Origin of the sequence: Vreelandella vilamensis, assembly GCF_031451755.1 — a bacterium.
GTDB classification, from domain to species: Bacteria; Pseudomonadota; Gammaproteobacteria; order Pseudomonadales; family Halomonadaceae; genus Vreelandella; species Vreelandella vilamensis.
The window spans coordinates 1-21,510 of sequence record NZ_JARWAN010000025.1 but is presented as its reverse complement, the minus strand read 5'-3'; the positions used below and the strand labels follow the sequence as shown (position 1 = coordinate 21,510).

The 21,510-nt window shown below is 55.5% G+C and carries 16 protein-coding genes and 3 tRNA genes; 8 read left to right on the top strand and 11 right to left on the bottom strand.

Translation table 11 applies throughout. The annotated features are described in order from the left end of the window. Nucleotides 1-33: 33 nt before the first annotated feature. The 5 genes from QC823_RS13580 to QC823_RS13560 all read right to left on the bottom strand — a co-directional run bounded on the left by QC823_RS13580 (nt 34) and on the right by QC823_RS13560 (nt 7,313). Nucleotides 34-3,267, bottom strand: a complete 3,234-nt coding sequence (locus tag QC823_RS13580) for an efflux RND transporter permease subunit (protein WP_309656888.1) — start codon at nt 3,265-3,267, stop codon at nt 34-36. After that, nucleotides 3,215-4,363 (bottom strand): efflux RND transporter periplasmic adaptor subunit, encoded by a 1,149-nt coding sequence (locus tag QC823_RS13575; RefSeq protein WP_309656887.1) that lies wholly within the window; start codon nt 4,361-4,363, stop codon nt 3,215-3,217. Before QC823_RS13575 ends, QC823_RS13580 begins: the two co-directional genes overlap by 53 nt. Further along, nucleotides 4,360-5,670: a TolC family protein gene (locus QC823_RS13570; protein ID WP_309656886.1), complete on the bottom strand. Its 1,311-nt coding sequence runs from the start codon at nt 5,668-5,670 to the stop codon at nt 4,360-4,362. The genes QC823_RS13575 and QC823_RS13570 overlap by 4 nt, the downstream gene beginning before the upstream one ends. A gap of 328 nt (nt 5,671-5,998) precedes the next feature. After that, on the bottom strand, nt 5,999-6,535 hold the full coding sequence (locus tag QC823_RS13565; protein ID WP_309656885.1) for a lipocalin family protein: 537 nt from the start codon (nt 6,533-6,535) through the stop codon (nt 5,999-6,001). Further along, nucleotides 6,528-7,313: a M90 family metallopeptidase gene (locus tag QC823_RS13560; protein ID WP_309656884.1), complete on the bottom strand. Its 786-nt coding sequence runs from the start codon at nt 7,311-7,313 to the stop codon at nt 6,528-6,530. The genes QC823_RS13565 and QC823_RS13560 overlap by 8 nt, the downstream gene beginning before the upstream one ends. 245 nt (nt 7,314-7,558) lie before the next feature. Between QC823_RS13560 and QC823_RS13555 the strand changes: the two genes are divergently transcribed. Next, the gene (locus tag QC823_RS13555) at nt 7,559-7,855 is read left to right on the top strand and encodes an MGMT family protein (RefSeq protein ID WP_309656883.1); all 297 of its coding nucleotides are present in this window, start codon (nt 7,559-7,561) and stop codon (nt 7,853-7,855) included. A gap of 11 nt (nt 7,856-7,866) precedes the next feature. Here the strand turns inward: QC823_RS13555 and QC823_RS13550 are convergent, their stop codons facing one another. Together QC823_RS13550 and QC823_RS13545 are read right to left on the bottom strand one after the other, a co-directional pair. Next, nucleotides 7,867-9,438, bottom strand: a complete 1,572-nt coding sequence (locus QC823_RS13550) for a GNAT family N-acetyltransferase (RefSeq protein ID WP_309656882.1) — start codon at nt 9,436-9,438, stop codon at nt 7,867-7,869. A gap of 55 nt (nt 9,439-9,493) precedes the next feature. Beyond that, nucleotides 9,494-10,411: a DMT family transporter gene (locus QC823_RS13545; RefSeq protein WP_309656881.1), complete on the bottom strand. Its 918-nt coding sequence runs from the start codon at nt 10,409-10,411 to the stop codon at nt 9,494-9,496. A gap of 137 nt (nt 10,412-10,548) precedes the next feature. Here QC823_RS13545 and QC823_RS13540 point away from each other — a divergent pair, with 137 nt between their 5' ends. From QC823_RS13540 to QC823_RS13520, 5 genes are all read left to right on the top strand, one after another. Further along, nucleotides 10,549-12,561, top strand: a complete 2,013-nt coding sequence (locus QC823_RS13540; RefSeq protein ID WP_309656880.1) for an NADPH-dependent 2,4-dienoyl-CoA reductase — start codon at nt 10,549-10,551, stop codon at nt 12,559-12,561. 144 nt (nt 12,562-12,705) lie between these two features. Then, nucleotides 12,706-13,752: a threonine aldolase family protein gene (locus tag QC823_RS13535; RefSeq protein ID WP_309656879.1), complete on the top strand. Its 1,047-nt coding sequence runs from the start codon at nt 12,706-12,708 to the stop codon at nt 13,750-13,752. A 245-nt stretch (nt 13,753-13,997) separates the two neighbouring features. Further along, entirely contained in the window at nt 13,998-15,920 is a 1,923-nt protein-coding gene (locus tag QC823_RS13530; RefSeq protein ID WP_309656878.1) for a PrkA family serine protein kinase, read from the top strand. 45 nt (nt 15,921-15,965) lie between these two features. Then, on the top strand, nt 15,966-17,255 hold the full coding sequence (locus tag QC823_RS13525; RefSeq protein ID WP_309656877.1) for a YeaH/YhbH family protein: 1,290 nt from the start codon (nt 15,966-15,968) through the stop codon (nt 17,253-17,255). Between the two features lie 10 nt (nt 17,256-17,265). After that, nucleotides 17,266-18,840: a SpoVR family protein gene (locus QC823_RS13520; RefSeq protein ID WP_309656876.1), complete on the top strand. Its 1,575-nt coding sequence runs from the start codon at nt 17,266-17,268 to the stop codon at nt 18,838-18,840. A gap of 103 nt (nt 18,841-18,943) precedes the next feature. Here the strand turns inward: QC823_RS13520 and QC823_RS13515 are convergent, their stop codons facing one another. Then, the gene (locus QC823_RS13515) at nt 18,944-19,258 is read right to left on the bottom strand and encodes a high-potential iron-sulfur protein (RefSeq protein WP_309656875.1); all 315 of its coding nucleotides are present in this window, start codon (nt 19,256-19,258) and stop codon (nt 18,944-18,946) included. 280 nt (nt 19,259-19,538) lie between these two features. Between QC823_RS13515 and QC823_RS13510 the strand changes: the two genes are divergently transcribed. After that, a complete protein-coding gene (locus QC823_RS13510; protein ID WP_179928859.1) occupies nt 19,539-19,814 on the top strand; it encodes an Lrp/AsnC family transcriptional regulator in 276 nt (91 codons plus the stop codon). A gap of 137 nt (nt 19,815-19,951) precedes the next feature. Further along, a complete protein-coding gene (locus QC823_RS13505) occupies nt 19,952-20,806 on the top strand; it encodes a DNA/RNA non-specific endonuclease (RefSeq protein WP_309656911.1) in 855 nt (284 codons plus the stop codon). A gap of 151 nt (nt 20,807-20,957) precedes the next feature. Here the strand turns inward: QC823_RS13505 and QC823_RS13500 are convergent. From QC823_RS13500 to QC823_RS13490, 3 genes are all read right to left on the bottom strand, one after another. Then, nucleotides 20,958-21,044 (bottom strand) — tRNA-Leu (locus tag QC823_RS13500). A gap of 45 nt (nt 21,045-21,089) precedes the next feature. After that, nucleotides 21,090-21,176 (bottom strand) — tRNA-Leu (locus tag QC823_RS13495). Nucleotides 21,177-21,238: 62 nt separating this feature from the next. Continuing rightward, nucleotides 21,239-21,325, bottom strand: a tRNA-Leu gene (locus QC823_RS13490). Nucleotides 21,326-21,510: the final 185 nt, after the last annotated feature.

Sequence of the window (21,510 nt, the reverse complement as noted above, 5' to 3'; positions counted from 1 at the left end):
ATTGAAGTCCAGACCCAAGTAGGAAGAAACCGGCTAATGGGTTTGCCCGTCCTCTTGTTGAGATCTGCAGCTGAAGGCATGGAAATAAAGCAGCGGGATCAATACTAGCGTCAATACGGTGGAGATCAGAACGCCGCTTGCCAGGGTGAGACCCAGCGGTTTTAGCGACGGTTCAAACACAAGTACGCCGCTGCCAAACATGACGGTGGCGGCGGTCAAAAGGATAGGGCGAGTGCGTTGTACGCCGGCTTGGATGACGGCCTCTTTTAACGCCATGCCTTCATCGAGGCGCTTTTCAATAAAGTCGACCAGTAAGATGGCGTTGCGCGTCACGATACCCCCGAGGGCAATGACCCCGAGAATGCCGGTGCCGGCAATATTGATGCCCCAAGCCCAATGCGCCGGTATCACACCGATAAACACCAACGGAATTGGCAGCATGATCAAGATCGGTAAGCGATAGGAGCGGAACCAGCCGGCCAGCAGTACGTAAATTAACACCATGACCGCAAGACCCGCCACGCCCAAGTCGCGGTAGACATCTCGCGTCATCTCCCACTCGCCTGACCAGTAGAGCACCGGCTCGCTGGCTTGGTTGGGCGGTGAAAGCCAGCGGATATCCATTTCTGTCTCCCCGATGCCGCGCAGAGACTCAAACTGTACGGTCAGCGGTTGAGCGACTGAGCGATCCAAATCGGCATATACGGTAGTGACCGGCATAAGTCCTCGACGAAAACGCGCCTGCTCCCCTTGCGTGGGGCGAAAGTCCATTAACGATTCCAGGGGGACGGAGCGGCCATTAACGCTTGTGACATAAAGGCTTTTGATGGCCTGTTCGCTAACTCGATCGGGTTTGGCCAGGCGTAACACGATCGGGATAGGTTCGCGGGAATGGGGCATACCTGACCAGCTCCCCAGCGTTTCGCCATGAATCGCGAGTGCCAGGGTGCGGGCCACGTCGGCGGGAAGCACTCCGAAGGTCGCGGCGCGTTCAGGGTTAACCTCCAAGTGCAGCAAAGGCAGCGGCGACGCCCCTTGCTGTTGCGTTGATACAATGCCCTGTTGCTCGCTAAGCCATTGCTCAACGCGGTCTGCGGTAGCTTGGCGCTTAGCGGGGTCAGCGCCGTAAATTTCCGCGGTAATGGCCCGATCGCTACTAGGGCCGGATGGAATGCGGCTAATGTGGCCTTGTCCGGCGTAAGGCGCCAGCCAGCGCTTAAGGTTATGCGCGATTTCTCGGTTGATCTCATAGCTTTGGCGATCGCGCTGCTCTTCCTCAACGAGTTCAACGTGAAGGGTTAGGTCTCGAGGCGCTTTCTCCTCAGGCGAGGTAAGCGCTTCAGGTGGGTAAATCATCGGTGCTGCGAGACCCGAATACAGGGTAACGGCTTTGACCTCCGGGATATCCTTGAGGTGGCGATTTAGCGCCGAGGCGGCAGTGAGCGACTCGCTTAGCGTTGATTCGGGAGGGAGCTCGATATTGACCGCGAACACGTTACGATCTAACAAAGGCGTGAGCCCAACCTGAACGATACGCAGACCGATGAGCGATAAACTCGCCAGCAGTAAAGCCATCAAGATGAGGTAAAACAACCAGCGCAGAGAATTGTAAGTAATAAACGCTGAGAGCAAACGGCGATAATAACCGACCCATACGGCTTCGCGCTGCTTTTCATCGCTATCAGCGCGGCTTTGGGATTTATCCCCCTCGACGCGGAGCAAACGTAAGCCAAAATAAGGCGTTATGGTGAGGGCAACCAGCAGTGAGAACAGCACCGCCGCTGAAGCACCAATGGGAATGGCTCGGACATACTGGCCCATTTCGCCGCTAATATAGGCGGTCGGGAGCAGCGTCGCGACCACCAAGATATCCGCTAAAATGGTTGGGTTGCCCACCTCGTTAACGGCTTTCACCGTGAGTTCGCGGCTTTTCTCACCCGCACGACGAAAGTGGCGAGCAACATTTTCCAGCATTACCACGGCGTCGTCAGAGAGAATACCGATGGCCAGAATCATGGCCGCGATTGACACGGGATTGAGGGTAAAGTCGAAACGGTTGTAAAGATACGGCACGATAGAGAGCGATGCGGGCATCATAATGGCGATTACCACCGCGGCGCGCCAGCCAAGCCCTAACCAGATAATGCCAACTACTACGAGAGTGCCTGTCAACAACTGTACCAAGACATTATAAACCCGCTGGGTGGCGTCAATGCCCGCGTCGTGGCTTACCGAAAGCGCTACTTCCGAAGGCAGAGAGCGGTTGGAAAACTGCGTTACTTTTTCCTGCAGGTTTTGCGTGACATCGCTTACGTTCATACCTTCAAGGGTTGTGACTGCCAACGTAACGGCCGGAAAAGGGGCCGATTGGTCTTGTTGCCAATGTAAAACCGCCTGGTTTTCCTCAATTCGGCCGTTTTCAATAGAGGCCACTTCGTCTAGGTACACCGGCCCTGTGTCACCTTCTCCGACGGGGATGCGGCTGAGTTGTTCAAGCGTATTAAGCGTTATGCCTACTTGAAGGTCGGTTGTGGGCGGATTTTCGAGTCGGCCGATAGGCAGCTGTTGGTTCGCCCCAGCAATTGCTTGCGCAAGCCGGTTCAAGGGAATAGCGCGGGCGGCAAGCTCTGTCGGCTTCGGCAGCACCTCAATGGCTGCGCGTTCACCGCCAAAGGACTCGACGCTGCGTACGCCGGGCACTCGCTCAAGGTTGGCTGCGAGTTCCGTCGCGATGTCCTCTAGCCCGCCAAAGCTTACGGTTTTACTACTGAGAGTGGCTAAAAAAACCACGAGACGACTCTCGCCGAAGACATTAATTCGCGGCGGCGTGGTGTCTTGGGGAAGTTCCTCGGCACGGGCTTGGAAAATTTCTTCTAGCTCAGAGAAGGCTTCCGCTTTGGGGGTTCCGGCGACAAACTCTACCGTGAGCAAGGCCGCGTGGCTTGAGCTTGCACTGCGTATCTCCTCGACCGAGGCGATTTCCCGCACCCAACTGGCCGTTCGGCGTGCCAGCTGCTCGTCAACGCGCTCTACCCCAGCGCCTGGCCAGGGAATAAGTACCGTCGCGGTAGGCGTGTCGATGTCGGGGCGATCTTCCCGCGGGGTGACGAGAAGGGCATAACCGCCGAGCAGTAAGCAGGCCACCACAAAAAGCGGCACCACCGGCGAGTCGAGCAAACGATTGGCGATATGGCCGGCGAGTCCCAAGCGCAAATTATGTCTCCCCAGGGCGTTGGGCGGCGGGTTGGACAGAGACCGTTTGGCCATCTTTAAGCGTAGGGTCGGGATTTAGTACCACTTTCTCATCCACGCTCAAGCCCTGAATGACGGGAATATGATCATCAACGCCTGCAGGTGGTGTCGCGGTCTTTATCCAGCGCAGCTGCAGGGTGGGCTTTTCCCTAGACATATCGACCACCAACACGCCGGTAAGCTGTCCCCGTCTGATCAGCGCGGCCTGCGGGAGCCCAACCCGAATGGCGTTTTCTCCCTGCTGCCCGAGTGACGGAGTAGGTACGCGTACAGTAACAACCTGGCCGGGCGACAAACTTGCGGGCGGGGCGTCAACAATAAGCCTAAGACGCTGGCCGGTGCCTCCATCTGTTAGCGCGGGGATCACGCTTATCAGGCGAGCCTGGGTGTTTGCATCGTGAGTATCCGTCAGTATTGAGAGTTTTTGACCGGTCACCAACGCCGCCGCTTGTTCACGCGAAATGGGTACGTCGATATGTAGTTGGCGCCGTTGTTCAAACACCAGCATAGGCTGGCCAGGGCCGACAAACGTGCCTGTATCCACCAATGTTTCGGTGACATACCCGTCGAACGGGGCAGTTATGCGCGTGTAGCTAAGATTCGCTTGCTGTGCCTTAAGCTCTGAACGGGCGGTCTGTAGCTGCGCTTCTAGCTCCTTGAGTTTGACGTCTGCCTGCTCGGTTCGCACGCGGGCAATCAAATCTTCAGCGTAAAGCCGATGCAGTCTTTGGCTGTTTAGACGAGCCTGCGCTGCAGCGGCTTCTGCTGCTGTAATCTTCTCTTGCGCTACGGCAATGGCCGCGTCTACCTCCCTGGCGTCGACGCTGGCCAGTAATTCGCCGGTGTTTGCCTGTTCGCCCGCTTGAACAAAAACCGACGTGACGGCACCCGCGACGCGGGTGCTTAGTACGGCTCTTTTAGCGGGGCTTACCACGCCGGGAAGATGGCGGGTTTCGGGGTAGTCCCAAGCAACGGTTTCGCCTACTTCAACGCTAGGTATTGCGGCGCTTTTTGTTTGGGGAGCAGGGGGTTGATCGGAGCAAGCCGTGAGTAAACCCACCGTGAGTAGTCCTGCCACAACGCGCCTGGCCGTGCGCCATAACGCCTTCATAGAGGATGTTCCTCTAGTGCCAAAAGGGGATCGTAACCGTGCTGAAGATAGTAGTTCATACTGGAAAGGATACTTTGGTAGCGCGCATTGATCAGGGCAAAGCGTTGTCGATCAAGCCGGGCCTGAGTTATCAGAAGCTCGGTCATGGAACCTAAACCTTCTTCATAGCGCCGGCGCGCCAGTTGCGTCGCACTTTCTGCCGCTTGCTCGGCTTTTTTCGCAGCATGCCAACCTGCCCAACCCGCTTCCCAACGGCTTAGCGCGATAGCTTGTTCTTGCTGAATACGTCGCTGCGCTTCATCGAGTTCCACCCGAGCCTGGTGTGCTTTCGCTTGGGACTCGGCGATTCGCCCCTCGCGACCGAGTCCATCAAAAAGTATCCATTGAAGGTTAACCGCCACGAGCCAGCCATCGCCGCTGGTATTCAGTGGTTGATCACCCTCAAGCCATTGTTGCCGGGCTATTAGGTTAAGGTTAGGTAGCCACTGCGCTTGTGACGCTTTTACCTCGGAGCGTGCGGCATCGACGGCTACTTCTTTTGCCCGCAGGTCGCGGCGCTCCTGTGAAGCGTCGAGTTCTGCGGGAGGCGGTGGCGTAGGCAGCGTACTGGAGAGCGCCAATGTCTGGTGTGGAGCCATACCCAGCAGGCTTTTTAGCATGAGTGTTGCTTGGTGCGTTTCCGCGAGTGCTTGCTCTTTTTGCGCATGGGTAGCGGCGAGCTCAGCATCGGCTTGTTCGGTATCCAGACGCGAGGCCAAGCCCTCGCGATAGTTAGCATGGGCAAGCCGAGTAGTGGCTTGAGCCGCGCGTAACGACATCAGGGCGGCGTGCTCGCGCTGCTGCGCTCGGATGACGTTGAAATAGCGCCGAGAAACTTCCAAGCGAATGGCTTGCTGTCCCCAGCGTTCTGCATAGCGGCGGGCGTCTACTTTTAATGCCGCGCTTTGACGCGTTTGAAGGGCATCAGCATTAAATAGCGGCTGCGTTACCTGGATACCCGACAACGTTCCCTCAACCGGGCCAAAATCACGGCGTTCGGTGGAAGGGGGGAAGCTCAGTGTCGGCACCGGTACACCGGTAATATAGGAAGAGTCCGCTTTCAACCAGGTAGCATCAGCGCTAATCGTGGGAAGATAAGCTTGTGCCGTTTGCTGATGCGTAGCTTCTGCTTGTTGGGTCTCAGCGGCGAGGGTTTGTAGGGATGTGGCTTGTGCCCGCGCGATCTTCAACGCCTCATCCAGCGATAGCGCGCTTACTGAGGTGGGGACCAATAAAGCCAATAGTATTAATACCCATGTGAGTCGCAATGAGGTGTCCTTTTGGCTCATATTCCGTAAATGCTATCTAATCGCTAAGGCACCGATGCTCTTGCGGGTCAGTAAGTTGGCGCCCCATGAAAGTGGGTTAAGCAACAGGTGATGTCAAGAAAACGCAGTTTTCTTGTTACCTCATGAGTGAAAATAGCGAATGTAAAACCAGTTTGTAAGATATTGAGCCCTCTTTTCGCCAGAATGGTTCGGACTTTAATTGCATGAAATTACGAATCGGCTTTGAAAAGGTATGCCACTATGGCGCTATTGCGCCATGAAACTGTCTGAACCATTGAGATAAAATAAATTGGATAAAAAGGTAACATCAGGCTGACGGGCAGGCCTCGCCGTGCGCTACGTCGATGAGTTTATCGGTGGGGAAATCAAGCTCAGCGGCGCGTTCGCGAAGGCGCGCTTCGGTGTCGGGTTTCATCTGCGGCGTACGCGAGAGAATCCACAGATAATCGCGGTTGGGGCCGGCCACGAGCGCCCATTGATAGTCGTTATCGAGCTCCAAGATGTTATAGCCGCCGAAGAAGGGGCCAAAAAAGCTCACTTTCAGCCGGCCAACCGTTTTATCTTCAGTAAAGTACGCGCGGCCTTCGGCTTCATCCCACGCTTGCTCTTGTGTGTTATAGCCGCGGTTGATGACCCGAACACCGTCATCATCGCGAAGGCTATAGGTGGCGGTCACGCAATCAAGGCCGCGCTCAAAGGAATGATCTAAACGGGCGATTTCATACCATTTGCCGAGATAACGGTCGAGCTCAAAGCCCGTAACCGGCTCGGTGCCGGAGGGAATACCCGTACAGCCGGTAAGCAAAAAAATCGCGGCAAGGCCAACGCCAAGCGGTTTAAGCATGGTGCATCCTGGTGAGTGGTTGCTGATTAAAGTAGCGACAGAGTAACCCATAAAGGTCGGGGTACGCATCGGCGAGCCGAGCGGGGTCGCAGAAAAATGTCTCGCAGCATACGGCGAAACACTCGCCCGGATGGCTTGCCGCATAATCGTCAATCAGGGTGGGCCGACCCTCATGGAGACAGCGCTGCAGATCATTCCACACTTGGGAAAAGATACCGTGCCACTCCGCTGGCGTGATGCTGCTGGGGAGCGGCGGGAAGCCGTCGGTATCAATGGAGTTGCCCATGTCCAACTTATGTGCGAACTCGTGTATCAAGACGTTAAAACCGTTGAAATTGCCGCTTTGCATCAGATCGGTGAAGGAGACCACTACAGGGCCTTGGTATGAGGTTTCGCCTGCGCGGGTGTCTGTATAGGCGTGAACCACACCAAATTCATCCATCTCTTCTACATCGCGCGTAAAGCCATCAGGCAGCACAACAATCTCATGCACGTTAGAAAAGGCATCTGTGTGTTCAAACTCGCTCCACCCGAGGGTCACCAGGCAGGCTTGCCCAGCCAATACTAGCTGCGCCGGACGGTCGAAAGGCGTTTCTTCAAGCGCTGGGTGAAGCGTGATACGTTTGCGCGCAAGAAAATGCCAGGCACGCTGGCCCAAGCGTTCCGCTTCTTCTTCTGATAGCGAGCGCAGCAGCGCGACGCGTTGGCACGCGGCGTGCCAATCAGCAGCCGGGAACGTTCCAGAGGAAGAGCGAGAGCTAAACCAGCGAAACAGCATAAGCGTAAGCCTGTTAGTCGAGCGCATAGGGCCGAGAGCAGAGAGAGCCGCGGGTAGGGAATGACGTACATCAACTTATACTAACGGATAGGCTGTTTTGCAATGTTTAGGCGGCTAACAAGTGTTTAACGGCCAGCCGACGCCACGTTAGCGACGAAGCCGAACGGTTATGGCAGTGGCTGTGCGAGAGTCGCGTAGATAAAGGCGATGCCGATGAAAACGTCGAGGCAGGATAGGAGGCCGCTATGCCACGCGCCGAGCTTCTTGAGCAGATTTACACCATTGTGGATCAAATCCCTGAGGGGCGGATCACCACGTATGGGCGTATTGCGGCCATGACCGAGGGTGCTACGCCGCGGATGGTGGGTACGGCGATGCGCAAGCTGCCGGAAGGGCACACATTGCCGTGGCATCGAGTGATTTCAGCCACTCGCCGCGTGGCCGATCACGGCGGGGCGGCGCGCCAGTTGGAAAAGCTGCGCGAGGAAGGCGTGGTGCCCGATGCTAAAGGCCGCCTCCCCGCGCATCTTATGTGGCCTTAGCCGCCGTTTCGTTACTGATCGTCGAGATTGGCGCCGGATTTCCACGACCAATCGCGCCAGCGCAGATCGAACAGATCCTTACGGCGGTCCTTCAGGTTGGTCACCGAGCCTTCGGCGCGCAGTACCGTCAAGCGCGTTAGATCGAGATCGGAAAATAGTACCATCTCGGTATTGGGGGTGGTTTCGGCCAGTACCGCATCGTGGGGGAAGGCGAAATCAGAGGGGGAAAACACTGCCGACTGGGCGTACTGAATATCCAAGTTCTCGATCGACGGCAGGTTGCCGACGCTGCCGCACAGCACTACGTAACATTCGTTCTCAATGGCACGTGCCTGAGAGCAGTGGCGCACGCGCAAATAGCCGTTTTTGGTGTCGGTCCAGAAAGGCACGAACAGGATGTCCATGTCCTGGTCAGCCAGCAGCCGGCTAACCTCGGGGAACTCGACGTCGTAACAGATCAAAATTCCCACGCGACCGGCGTCGGTATCAAATACCTGTAGATCGTCGCCGCCCTCGATAACCCAATCGCGACGTTCCTGCGGTGTAATATGCAGCTTAGCTTGACGCTCAACGTTGCCGTCGCGGTGGAAGAGATAGGCGATGTTGTAGAGGCGGTCATCCTCGCCCACCTCGATCATTGAGCCGCCTACAATGTTGATGTTGTAGGAGACCGCCATGCGCGAGAGCTCAGTTTTAAACTTATCGGTGAAACCCGCTAAAAAGCGGATTGCGCCCATTTGATCCTGCTGCGCGGCGCGGTCTTGCAGGCCCATCAGCGGAGCGTTAAAGAGCTCCGGGAACACGGCAAAGTCGCTTTGATAGTCAGAAAGCGCATCGACAAAGTACTCAATTTGCTGAAGGGCTGCGTCCACCGAGTCAAACTCGCGCATTTGCCACTGCACGGCGCCAACGCGCACCTGCGTTGGGCGGGTATCCAGCACGTTTTCCGCTGGCTCAAAGAGGATGTTATTCCACTCTAGTAGCGTGGCGTAGCCTTTGGACTGCTCGTCTTCAGGAAGGTATTTACGCAGCAGACGTTTGACCTGGAAGTCGTTGGCAAGCTGAAAGGAGAGAATGGGGTCGTGAATCTCTTTGCGCGAGACCTTTTCAATGTACTCCGCGGGGCTTAGTTCGTGAGCATGCTGGTAATACTCAGGAATGCGCCCGCCGGCCAAAATGGCGCGCATATTATGCGAGCGGCACAGTTCTTTACGCGCCTCGTAGAGGCGACGGCCGAGACGGTAGCCACGGTAATCGGGATGAATCAATACATCGAGCCCGTACATGGCGTCGCCATCGGCATTATTGAGAATCGTCTCGCGATGACCGATCAAGTCGTCGTATTTGTGTGGGTTGGAGAACTCGTCGTAATCCACCTGCACGGTGAGCGCGACGCCGACAATGATGCCGTCGTCTTCAATCGCAATCTGCCCGTCGGGAAATTCTTGAATCAGTTTGTCGATGGTGTGCTTTGGCCAGGCGCCGCCAATGTCGTGATAGACAGCATCCATCAGCATTTTTAACTGAGGGTAATCCTCAGAGGTTAAGTTGCGCAGGTTTAAATGCAGGTCTTCTAAGGACATATCAGGGGTTCCCGTTAATCATTAACATTGTCGCCATCGTAACATTGGTGGACGTTTACTGCTGAGCGCGCTTGATGCGCCGCGTAGCAAACACCTGTTTTAGCGGCTGGGTTAACCGTTGTGCCATGATGACGCCAGCTAAAATCAAAAGCCCCCCCATGACATGAAAAACGGCTAAACGCTCGGCTAAAAACACCATTGCAATCACGGCGCTAAAAAGTGGCATCAGGTTAATGAAAATACTCGCTTGGCTGGCGCCGATCTGGCGCACGGCGTGCATCCATAAAAACGTGGTAATGATCGAAGCCGGTATGCCCGCATACAGAATCAGCCAAACATTGTGGCTGTCGACCGGTGTCATCGGTCCGATTAAGTACGGCGGGAGAAGAAACAGCACCGCAAAGCAGACTTGCGCATAAAGCATGACCCACGGCGGTAGCCCCATTTGCCAGCGCTTAAGCATGACGCCATAAAGGGCGTAGCAGGTGGCGGCAAGGACCATCAGCGCATCCCCTGGTGAAACCTCAAGGCGCATAAGCGATAGCGGATTGCCTTGTCCCAAGAGTACGGTGACACCAAAAAACGCCAATATACCGCCGGCAATACCGCCAAGCGTTGGCGGTTCACGCAGAATGAGCGCGCTCAATAGCACCGTGAGCAGTGGCACCATGGCAGCTAAAATGCCCATGTTAGTGGCAGACGTCGTTTCCGCTGCCACGTAAGCAAGCCCTTGCCACAGCCCCATGCCGAGCATGCCGAGTACCGCAAGCTTTGGCCATTCGCGGCGGATGTCCGCACGGAAGCGCCACGCGGCGGGCAGCACAAACGGCGTTAACACCAAAAGCGCGAGCAGCCAGCGCAAGAAGGCAATGCTGCTTGGCGCAATCGTCCCCACGGTAAGCTGATTGATGGTCATATTGCCCGACCAGATCAACACCGTGGCCAGGGGCGGTAAAAAGTAAATGAGCGGCATCGTGTCACCTATTTTGTTAGCCGGGTAATGTGACGTGTCTGGCGTCAGACAGCAAGGGGTGTACGCCACGCGTTGGATGTCATACGCTTGTTTAAATCGAGTTCAAATAATATCAATTTTCTCGTCAGGAGACCGTGATGAACGCTTACCCCCACCTGTTTCAACCGCTCACCTTAGGCCCGCTGTCGCTGCCCAACCGCGTGCTAATGGGCTCAATGCACACCAATTTAGAAGAGGCGCCAGAAGGTTTTACCCGCCTGGCGGCGTTTTACGTTGAGCGAGTGCGAGCTGGCGTGGGGCTGATTGTCACCGGCGGTATCGCGCCTAACGCCCAAGGCGCGGTGTTTCAGGGCGCCAATGCGCTCACCAATGAGACGCAGCTAGAAGAGCACCGTCACGTCGTGGACGCCGTTCACCGCGAAGGCGGGCACCTGTGCATGCAGATTTTGCACGCCGGCCGCTACGCCTACTCGCCGGAATTAGTCGCGCCGTCGCCGATTCAAGCGCCGATTAACCCCTTTACCCCCCGCGAGCTCAGCGGCGACGAGGTTGAGCAGCAGATTCACGATTATGTGCGCTGCGCGCGGTTGGCCAAGGCAGCGGGCTACGATGGCGTGGAAATCATGGGCTCGGAAGGTTACCTGATCAATCAGTTTCTTTGCCGCCGCACTAATCATCGCGAGGATCAATGGGGCGGCAGTTTCGCCAATCGCAGCCGCTTTGCCGTCGAGATCGTGCGTCGAGTGCGCGAAGCGGTGGGCGAGCGTTTTGCGCTGATTTTCCGCCTCTCGATGATCGATTTGGTCGATGAAGGCAGCAGCTGGGACGAAGTGGTGACCTTGGCGAAAGCCATTGAGGCCGCCGGAGCAGATGCGCTCAATACCGGTATCGGCTGGCACGAAGCACGCGTGCCCACCATCGTGACGAGCGTGCCGCGGGCAGCGTTTACGCAGGTCACGCAAAAACTGCGCGCCGAGGTGCAGATTCCGCTGATTACCACCAACCGTATCAATATGCCCGAGGTTGCAGAGCGCGTGCTGGCAGAGGGCCATGCCGACATGGTGTCCATGGCGCGGCCGTTTTTGGCCGACCCTGAGTGGGTGGCTAAGGCCCAACGCGGTAAGGCGAACGAGATCAATACCTGTATCGCCTGCAATCAGGCGTGTTTGGACCATACCTTTGCGGGCAAACTGACCTCTTGCTTGGTGAACCCGCGCGCTTGTCATGAAACCGAGTTCGCCCTAGAACCTGCCGCAGCGCCCAAGCGCGTGGCGGTGGTCGGGGGTGGCCCGGCGGGGTTAGCCACGGCGGTTAGCGCTGCCAGCCGTGGCCATCAGGTGACGCTATTTGAGCGCAATGCCGAGCTTGGTGGGCAGTTTAACTTCGCGCGTAAGATTCCTGGCAAAGAGGAGTTCAACGAGACGCTGCGCTACTTCCGCGTGATGCTGGATAAGTACGCGGTGGAGGTACGCCTCAATACCGCGGCGAACGAGGGTCAACTGGCGGATTTTGATGACGTCGTGCTCGCCACCGGTGTGCGGCCGCGTGAGCTTGCGCTGCCGGGTGCTGACCACCCCAAGGTGCTGTCTTACGCCGAGGCGATTACCCAGCCCGAGCGCGTGGGCCATAAAGTGGCGATTATCGGCGCGGGCGGCATTGGCTTCGATGTGGCCGAACTGTTGGTCACCCAAGAAGCGACGGCGTTGGATCTCGCGGCTTGGTGCGACGAATGGGGCGTGGATTTAAACGTTAGCCAGCGTGGCGGTCTCAAAGTGCCCGAGCCGCCGCAGGTGCCCCGCGAGGTCACCATGTTGCAACGCAAAACCTCAAAACCGGGCAAGCACCTGGGCAAGACCACCGGCTGGGTGCATCGCGTCTCGCTCAAGCAGCATGGTGTGACGATGCTGGCCGGGTGCGAGTACGTCAACATCGACGACAATGGCCTGCATATTACCCATGAAGAGACGCCGCAGACCTTGGCGGTCGATACGATCGTCATTTGTGCGGGGCAGGAATCGGTGCGTGAACTGTTGGTGCCGCTTGAGCAACGCGGGGTCAACGTGCATGTCATCGGCGGGGCCGACGAGGCATCCGAGCTCGATGCCAAACGGGCGATTGATCAAGGCACACGCTTGGCGGCGGCCATGTAAAAGCCAGTGCACAGATGACGTCAACGGACAAAGCGCGCTAGGCTTAAAACGCGGCTCTCTTTGCGCAGTCTCTCATTGGGGAGCCGTTCGCGTTTTCGGTAACCAGCTGGCGCGAGTCATTTTCAGATAATAAGGATTTTGCCCATGACGTCAGAGTGTATCCCGCGTTTTTTGGCCAGTGACAATACCTCTGGTATGTGCCCGGAGGCAATGGAAATGCTGCTGAAGGCCAACCACGAGGATGACTTGGCGTACGGCAATGATCGCTGGACAGCTCTCGCGGCGGACCGCTTTCGCGAGATGTTCGACTACGATTGTGAAGTGTTTTTTGTCTTCAACGGCACGGCGGCCAATTCGCTGGCGCTTTCCGCCATGGGGCGCAGTTACCATAGTGTGATTTGCCATGAGTTGGCGCATATTGAAACCGACGAATGCGGCGGGCCGGAATTTTTCTCTAACGGCGCGAAACTGCTTACCTCTCCTGGGGCTAACGGCAAGCTAACCCCAGAGGGAATCGAGGCGCTGGTGACTAAGCGCAGCGATATTCATTACCCCAAGCCTAAAGTGATCTCGCTCACGCAGGCAACCGAGGTCGGCACGGTGTACTCCCGTGAGGAGCTGCTTGCCATTCGCGCCATGGCGGATAAATATGATCTGCGCCTGCACATGGACGGTGCCCGCTTTGCTAATGCCTGCGTGGGGCTCAATGCCACGCCGGCTGAGCTGACGTGGCAAGTCGGCGTTGACGCGCTGTGCTTTTCCGGTACCAAAAACGGGCTGGCCTTTGGCGAAGCCATTTTGTTTTTCAACCGTGACCTCGCCGAGGATTTCGCCTACCGCTGTAAACAGGCAGGGCAACTCGCCTCCAAAATGCGCTTTATCGCCGCACCCTGGCTTGGGCTTTTGGAAAATGATGTGTGGTGGCATAACGCCGCGCACGCCAACGCGATGGCGCGCTACCTGGCGGATGGACTGGCGGATTTGCCCGGCGCATCCCTGATGTTTCCCGTCGAAGCCAATAGCGTCTTCGTTGAATTGCCGCTGAGCGCTATTGAAGCGTTGAAAGCTAAAGGGTGGACCTTCTATACCTTTATTGGGGCGGGTGGCGCTCGCTTTGTATGCGCTTGGAATACGTCAACGGCATTGCTGGATCAGCTTTTGGCCGATATACGCGCGACCTTGGACACGTAAAACTCCCCACCTGACTCGCGTCGCCGCATGGTGGGGCGGTGCTGCGTTCAATGTGCACTATCACATTCAACGCAACTTATTCACCTATTGGCCTCTCTTAAGCGTTAGTAACCGTTCACTTAGCACTGCGTTGAAGGGAATCTCATCACGTTCCGCTAATGCTGGCTAAGCTGATAGAGCGATACTTGGGAGCGTATTCACTCGCTGGGTTTGTCGCTTTCGAGTCTGGGCTATAGGAGAGTTCCATGAGCATCTTTGACCACGTTCAAGACCGTTTCGCCCGTGTTCAGCAAGAAGACATGAGCTTGGAAGAGTACCTGGCGCTGTGTAAACGCGACCCCCATACGTATGCCAGCGCCGCAGAGCGCATGTTGGAAGCAATTGGTGAGCCTGAGGTCATTGATACGGCAAAAGACCCTCGGCTTTCACGGATTTTTTCCAACAAAGTTATTCGCCGCTATCCGGCCTTTGCCGAATTTCACGGGATGGAAGAGGCCATTGAGCAGATTGTGTCTTACTATCGTCACGCGGCGCAGGGGCTAGAGGAACGTAAGCAGATCCTCTACCTGCTGGGGCCGGTAGGCGGGGGTAAATCATCGCTTGCCGAGCGCTTGAAGCTTCTGATGGAGCGGCTGCCGTTTTATGCCATTAAAGGCTCACCCGTATATGAATCACCGCTGGGGCTTTTCTCGCCGGAGGAAGATGGCGAACTCTTGGAGAAAGAATTTGGTATTCCGCATCGTTACTCAAAGAGCGTGATGTCGCCCTGGGCGGCCAAACGGTTGAAAGAGTACGGCGGCGATATCTCGCAGTTTCGCGTGGTGCGGCTTTATCCGTCGCGACTGAATCAAATCGCCATTTCCAAAACCGAGCCGGGTGATGAAAATAACCAGGATATCTCGTCGCTGGTGGGCAAGGTGGATATCCGCCAGCTGGAGCTTTACTCCCAAGATGACCCCGACGCTTACAGCTTCTCCGGCGGGCTTTGCCGTGCCAACCAGGGGCTGATGGAGTTTGTCGAGATGTTCAAAGCGCCAATCAAGGTGCTGCATCCGCTTCTCACGGCAACGCAGGAAGGCAATTACAACCCCACTGAAGGCATGGGCGCGATCCCGTTTGACGGCATCATTCTCGCCCACTCCAACGAAAGCGAGTGGCAGGCATTTCGCAATAATCGCAATAACGAGGCTTTTCTCGACCGGGTTTATATCGTCAAGGTGCCTTACTGCCTGCGCGTCTCCGAAGAGATCAAAATCTACCAAAAATTGCTGGAAGACTCCTCGCTACGCCATGCCCCTTGCGCGCCGGATACGCTGCGCATGCTGGCGCAATTTTCGGTACTTTCGCGCTTAAAAGTGCCGGAAAACTCCAGCATCTACTCCAAGATGCGGGTTTACGACGGCGAAAACTTGAAGGACACCGACCCGCGGGCGAAGTCGATTCAAGAGTACCGCGACGCAGCGGGCGTGGACGAAGGCATGGAAGGGCTTTCGACCCGCTTTGCGTTCAAAATTCTCTCCAAAGTATTCAACTTCGACAGCACCGAAGTGGCCGCCAACCCGGTGCATCTGCTGTATGTACTGGAGCAAGCGTTGGAGCGCGAGCAGCTGCCGTCTGAAGTGTTTGAGCGTTACTTGGGCTTTATCAAAGAGTTCCTGGCGCCGCGCTACGTCGACTTCATCGGCAAGGAGATTCAAACCGCGTATTTGGAATCGTACAGCGAGTATGGCCAGAATATTTTTGATCGCTACGTGGTCTATGCTGATTTTTGGATTCAAGACCAGGAGTACCGCGACCCCGAAACCGGCGAGCTGCTGGATCGTCAGGCACTTAACGAAGAACTGGAGAAAATCGAAAAGCCGGCGGGCATTTCCAACCCCAAAGATTTCCGCCACGAAGTGGTCAACTTTGTGCTGCGAGCGCGGGCGCAAAACAACGGCATGAACCCGAGCTGGCAGTCGTATGAAAAACTCAAAGGCGTGATCGAGCACAAGATGTTCGCCAACACCGAAGAGCTGCTGCCGGTGATTTCATTCAACGCCAAGGCGTCGAAATCCGACCAGAAAAAACACGAAGATTTTGTTGAACGCATGAAAGAGCGCGGCTACACCGAAAAACAGGTGCGCCTGCTTTCCGAATGGTACCTGCGTGTACGCAAATCGCAGTAGACGCGGTTTCGTGTTTTAAGCTCGATGCCAGTTTTAGGAGGTCGTATGACCTACTTTATTGATCGACGCCCCAACGCCAAGCACAAGAGTGCGGTCAACCGGCAGCGCTTTTTGGAGCGTTATCGCAAGCATATCAAGCGCTCGGTGGAGGAGGCAGTTAATCGTCGTTCCATCACCGATATGGAGCGTGGCGAAAAGATTTCGATTCCCGCCAAAGATATCTCCGAGCCGGTGTTTCAGCACGGGCACGGCGGGGAGAGGCGTGTTGTTGCGCCAGGCAACAAAGAGTTTGTTGAGGGCGATAAAATTCGCCGCCCCGACGGTCAGGGTGGCGGTGGTGGCGCAGGCGAAGGGGGGGCGTCCAATCAGGGCGAAGGCATGGACGAATTCGCTTTTACCTTAAGCCGGGAAGAGTTTCTGGAGTTTGTTTTTGATGGCTTGGAGCTGCCTCATCTGCAGCGCAAACCGCTGAAATCGTTGGAAGAGGTCAAGATGGTGCGGGCAGGCTTGGCGCGCGAGGGCGTGCCGTCGCGGATTAGCATTACCCGCTCGATGCGTGAGGCTTACGCCCGGCGTATCGCCATGCGCGCACCGATTAAGCGTGCCTTGAGAGAAGCAGAAGCGGCGCTAACCGCAGAAGAGCGAAAAGACCCGGCGTTACGCAACCCGGCCCGGATCAGCGAGCTGAAAGCGGAAATCGAGCGGCTGAAAAAGCGCATTGAAGCCGTGCCGTTCATCGACACGTACGATTTGCGCTATCACCAGTTGCAAGCGCAGCCGCAGCCTTCCAGCAAAGCGGTGATGTTCTGTGTGATGGATGTGTCCGGTTCGATGACACAACACCATAAAGATATCGCCAAGCGCTTTTTTTTGCTGCTGTATCTCTTTTTGGAGAAACACTACGAAAAAGTGGAGCTGGTGTTTGTGCGCCACCACACCACGGCTCGCGAGGTCAGTGAAGAGGAGTTTTTCTACTCCCGCGAAACCGGGGGCACTATCGTGTCTAGCGCCTTGACGCTGGTGAACAACATTGTCGAAGCGCGTTACCCGCCGAACCAGTGGAACCTTTATGTGGCCCAAGCAAGCGACGGCGATAATTGGGACGATGATTCCGGCACTTGTCGCGAGTTGCTGGTCAAAGAGTTAATGCCGCAACTGCAGTATTACGCCTACGTCGAAATCACGCCGCATGACCATCAATCCTTGTGGCAAGAGTATGAAAACGTGGCAGCACAATTTCCCGAGCGTTTCGCCATGCGCAAGATTGTCGAAGCGGGTGAAATCTACCCGGTGTTCCGCGAGCTATTCAAGCGTCGCTTGAGCCAAGCTGGGTAAGGAGGTTTTGATGAGTACTCTTGGGAGTAACAAACACCGACCCATCGCGACCGGCTCTGACTGGAATTTTGCCGTGTTGGAACGCTTTGACGCTGAGCTTGCAAAGCTTGCCGACGAGTATCGTTTGGATACCTACCCCAACCAGATGGAAATCATTACCACTGAGCAGATGATGGATGCTTACGCCAGCGTCGGCATGCCGGTGGGTTATCACCACTGGTCCTTTGGTAAGCAGTTTTTGGCCGTCGAGCAGGCGTACAAGCGCGGACAAATGGGATTGGCGTATGAACTCGTGATTAATTCCAACCCGTGCATTGCCTATCTCATGGAAGAGAACACGCTGATGATGCAGGTGCTGGTAATGGCCCACGCCTGCTACGGGCACAATTCGTTTTTTAAAGGGAATTACCTGTTTCGCACGTGGACAGATGCAGACTCCATCGTCGACTACCTGGTGTTTGCGCGTCAGTACATCGCCAAATGCGAAGAGCGTCATGGCGTGACGGCGGTCGAGCAGCTGTTGGATGCCTGTCACGCCCTGCAGAACTACGGTGTGGACCGCTACAAACGACCATCGCCTATCTCTGCACAAGAAGAGGCTAAGCGCCAAGGGGAGCGCGAAGCATATCTGCAAACCCAGGTGAACCTGCTGTGGCGAACCATTCCGGATACCCCCGACGACAGCGAGCCGCTGCCGGGTTCGCTGTCGCAGGAGGACGACCCGCTGGGACTTCACGCCGGTGGCATATACCCGCCGGAACCGCAGGAAAATTTACTTTACTTCATCGAAAAAAACGCGCCGCTTCTCGCGCCTTGGCAGCGTGAAATTGTGCGTATCGTCCGTAAATTGGCGCAGTATTTTTATCCTCAGCGGCAAACCCAGGTGATGAACGAGGGTTGGGCGTGCTTTTGGCACTATACGCTGATGAACCGTTTATACGATGAGGGGAAGGTAGATGAAGGGTTAATGCTGGAGTTTTTGCAGTCGCATGCGGCGGTGATTTATCAACCTGATTTTGATAGTCCCTATTACAGCGGTATCAATCCCTATGCGCTGGGGTTTGCGATCTTTATGGACATCAAACGTATCTGTGAAGCGCCAACGGAAGAAGATCGCCAGTGGTTTCCGGACATGGCGGGAAGTTCTTGGCGAGAAACGTTGGAATTTGCCATGCGTAACTTTAAAGATGAATCGTTTATTCAGCAGTTTTTATCACCCAAAGTCATGCGCGATCTCAAACTGTTCATGGTGGTGGATGATGACCAAGAAGAGATGCTGAATGTAGCGGCCATTCATAACGAGCGCGGTTATCGCCGTGTGCGCGAGGCGTTAGCGACGCAGTATGCGCTATCGGTGCGCGAGCCCAATATTCAAGTAGTTAAAGCGGCGATTCGCGGCGACCGTTCGCTTATTTTGCATCATATTCAAGACAGCCGCCGACCGCTTGCGCGTAGCGTTTATCCGGTGGTGCGTCATCTGCATCAGCTGTGGGGATTCCCTGTGCAGCTGGTGTCGTTGCAAGAAGGACGTATTATGCGTCGTTACCATTGGCCGGTTGAAGATGCGCAGGAACAAAAAGAATAAAGAGAGAAAATGACGGTTTTTGCTTTCTAAACACGAGGCTTTTAAAAAAAGAAGCCCGCATAGGCGGGCTTCTTTGTGTTTAGCGTTATATTCGCGCTAATTTTTAACCTGCTGACGTCCAGGACTGGCACCAACCAGCCGGCTCAACACTGTTCTGCGGGAATAGCTGGCAGCCTTGGTTTTCTGCTGTATAGAACATGCAGTTATCGCAGCGTTCACCTTCTTCATAAGCCGGGTGATCGCTAGCTTCGCTGGCGACTTCAACGTAATTAAGCGCTTGAGCGTTGCTAGATGCCGGATCTAGGCGCGGCAGGTCTTGGGCAAAAGCTGTTTTCGACAGGATGCCCGCACCCAGCGGCAAAGCAGCAAGGCCAAGCACGCTATTACGCATAAAGTCACGACGACTATAATTAGCCATGATATCTCCTTCTTGTCACGGTCTGACGTTTGGTCACGGTGATCGGGTGGTTTTCCACCTCTTCAAATCTCCGACAAGACCTGCTTAGCGGAGTTCAACCTTATGTTAGCGTAAGGCGCTTAAGAGTGCGAATAACCTTAGCGTGGTAGCGACAATTCGCCACGCGCGGTATCCGAAAGACGGCTTTCTTGCAAGGTTACGCGGCTTGGCAGGGCGCTGTTATACTTCTGAAAATGCTTCTTTTTTTGATAACTTTCCTGTGCGCAAGTGAGGTCGTGAAATGCAAAATGCTGTAATTCTAATCAATACCGAGAAGGGCCAGGTCAAGGCCGTGGCAGAGCGTTTAGCCGATGTTGAAGGCATTAGTGAAGTCTATTCGACCTGCGGTCGTTACGATTTGGTCGCCATTGCGCGCACCCGCGATTTTGAAAGCCTGGCGGATCTGGTGACGGAACGCTTAAACACCGTTGAGGGGATTAGCGACACTGAAACCCTCAATGCGATGCAGGTTCATTCTCGCCACGACCTTGAGACAATGTTCTCGCTCGGATGGTAAGGCATATTGCGTCGTTAGGTGATAGGAAACAAACGATCGTTTTACGTGAGTTCATGCTGGGTGTCTAAGTCCCAGACATTTTGTTGTTTCGTGATAGCGTCTTTTTGTTTCGTCATAGGGAGTGTCGCCATTTGGGTATGTCGTTTTTGCGTTGGCGTCGACAAGGGCGCCGCGTAGGCGTTTCGTTGCTTTTTGTGCTGGTGGGGTCTGGGCTTTGGCAATATCAGGAGCGCCAGCATCGGGATGACTATGCGTGGATGGGAGTGCCCAGCTGGGAAAGCTTGACCCCGACCTCGTTTCATCGTGTTTTGCGTAATGAGGGGTATTTAGTCGGGTGGTCCGATGTGCGGGCGGGGGCGCTATGGGTCAGCTATCAAGTGGAAGCGGTAGACGATGCCAGTATTGGTTCTCGCCCCGGGTTTAAGGCGGATTGGCGGACTCTTTGGCCGATTGGCACCGATAGTTACTCCGGTAGCGGTTATGATCGCGGCCATTTAGCGCCCAATTACGCTATCGCCGCGGTACATGGGCGTGGCGCGCAAGTTGATACGTTTTTGATGAGTAACATGTCGCCGCAGAGGCCAAACTTAAACCGACAGCTTTGGCAGCGTTTGGAAGAAGCGGTAATGGATCACTTCGCGCCACGTTATGATCGCCTGCAAGTGGTGACAGGCCCGATTTATCCCGAAAACTTTATGGATAACGCGCTTAACCGGGTCGGCTTTGTCGAGATACCCGAAGCGTTCTACAAGATTATTGTCTCACCGCACCCCGAGTCCCCGAGGGCTCTGGCTTTTATCATGCCGCAGAACGTACAGGGGAATGAGCCGTTAGACGACTACTTGGTATCCATCGACGAGGTGGAAGCCCGCACTGGGCTTGACTTTTTCCATGAACTTTCGACCACGCGTGAATCGGCGCTAGAGGGGGCGGTTCAAACGCAGGGTTGGGCTATCGAGCAAGTAGCAAATCGGCCGGGACGGTTTCAATAAACTCAAAAAATAGATATCACAAGCGCGGCGCTGGATGGTCGCGTTTTTCTATGCGTGATCGTAATAGTGGGGGGGATGAGTCGAAAGAACAGTTTGAAAGGGAGGAATTAATAATAAGAAAGCATTGATAACGAAGAGCGACTAAATATCTTGGTGCCCAGGAGAGGACTTGAACCTCCACGTCCATACGGACACTAGCACCTGAAGCTAGCGCGTCTACCAATTCCGCCACCTGGGCATAAGACATACGATCTTAGAGAGTTCTTCACTATTTGTGTTCGCGTGGTGCCCAGGAGAGGACTTGAACCTCCACGACCATACGGTCACTAGCACCTGAAGCTAGCGCGTCTACCAATTCCGCCACCTGGGCGAACACAAACCTTGCGTTGACACCAATAATCGATAAAACAGAAGGGCTGTTACGTCAATGATTGGTGCCCAGAAGAGGACTTGAACCTCCACGTCCATAAGGACACTAGCACCTGAAGCTAGCGCGTCTACCAATTCCGCCATCTGGGCAAGTGGCGCGTATGATACCGAGGCAGCGATGAAATGCAAGACTTTTTGCGGCCTCCCCAGCGCTCAATTTCGGGCCTGTCAGGCGATGCGTTAGCCCGCCTCATTCATCGCGGCAGTGGTAGGGCCATTATTTAGCGCTTTACGTCTGCATGGTGGGCGCGTTGAGGCTATCGAACGACGTATCG

Excerpts from the sequence above, each read along its gene's own strand:
- QC823_RS13505 (WP_309656911.1), top strand. The coding sequence starts at position 19,952 with ATGTCGTTTTTGCGTTGGCGTCGACAAGGGCGCCGCGTAGGCGTTTCG.
- QC823_RS13520 (WP_309656876.1), top strand. The coding sequence starts at position 17,266 with ATGAGTACTCTTGGGAGTAACAAACACCGACCCATCGCGACCGGCTCT.
- QC823_RS13530 (WP_309656878.1), top strand. The coding sequence starts at position 13,998 with ATGAGCATCTTTGACCACGTTCAAGACCGTTTCGCCCGTGTTCAGCAA.
- QC823_RS13560 (WP_309656884.1), bottom strand. The coding sequence starts at position 7,313 with ATGCTGTTTCGCTGGTTTAGCTCTCGCTCTTCCTCTGGAACGTTCCCG.
- QC823_RS13580 (WP_309656888.1), bottom strand. The coding sequence starts at position 3,267 with ATGGCCAAACGGTCTCTGTCCAACCCGCCGCCCAACGCCCTGGGGAGA.
- QC823_RS13525 (WP_309656877.1), top strand. The coding sequence starts at position 15,966 with ATGACCTACTTTATTGATCGACGCCCCAACGCCAAGCACAAGAGTGCG.
- QC823_RS13540 (WP_309656880.1), top strand. The coding sequence starts at position 10,549 with ATGAACGCTTACCCCCACCTGTTTCAACCGCTCACCTTAGGCCCGCTG.
- QC823_RS13565 (WP_309656885.1), bottom strand. The coding sequence starts at position 6,535 with ATGCTTAAACCGCTTGGCGTTGGCCTTGCCGCGATTTTTTTGCTTACC.
- QC823_RS13545 (WP_309656881.1), bottom strand. The coding sequence starts at position 10,411 with ATGCCGCTCATTTACTTTTTACCGCCCCTGGCCACGGTGTTGATCTGG.
- QC823_RS13550 (WP_309656882.1), bottom strand. The coding sequence starts at position 9,438 with ATGTCCTTAGAAGACCTGCATTTAAACCTGCGCAACTTAACCTCTGAG.
- QC823_RS13515 (WP_309656875.1), bottom strand. The coding sequence starts at position 19,258 with ATGGCTAATTATAGTCGTCGTGACTTTATGCGTAATAGCGTGCTTGGC.
- QC823_RS13535 (WP_309656879.1), top strand. The coding sequence starts at position 12,706 with ATGACGTCAGAGTGTATCCCGCGTTTTTTGGCCAGTGACAATACCTCT.
- QC823_RS13510 (WP_179928859.1), top strand. The coding sequence starts at position 19,539 with ATGCAAAATGCTGTAATTCTAATCAATACCGAGAAGGGCCAGGTCAAG.
- QC823_RS13575 (WP_309656887.1), bottom strand. The coding sequence starts at position 4,363 with ATGAAGGCGTTATGGCGCACGGCCAGGCGCGTTGTGGCAGGACTACTC.
- QC823_RS13555 (WP_309656883.1), top strand. The coding sequence starts at position 7,559 with ATGCCACGCGCCGAGCTTCTTGAGCAGATTTACACCATTGTGGATCAA.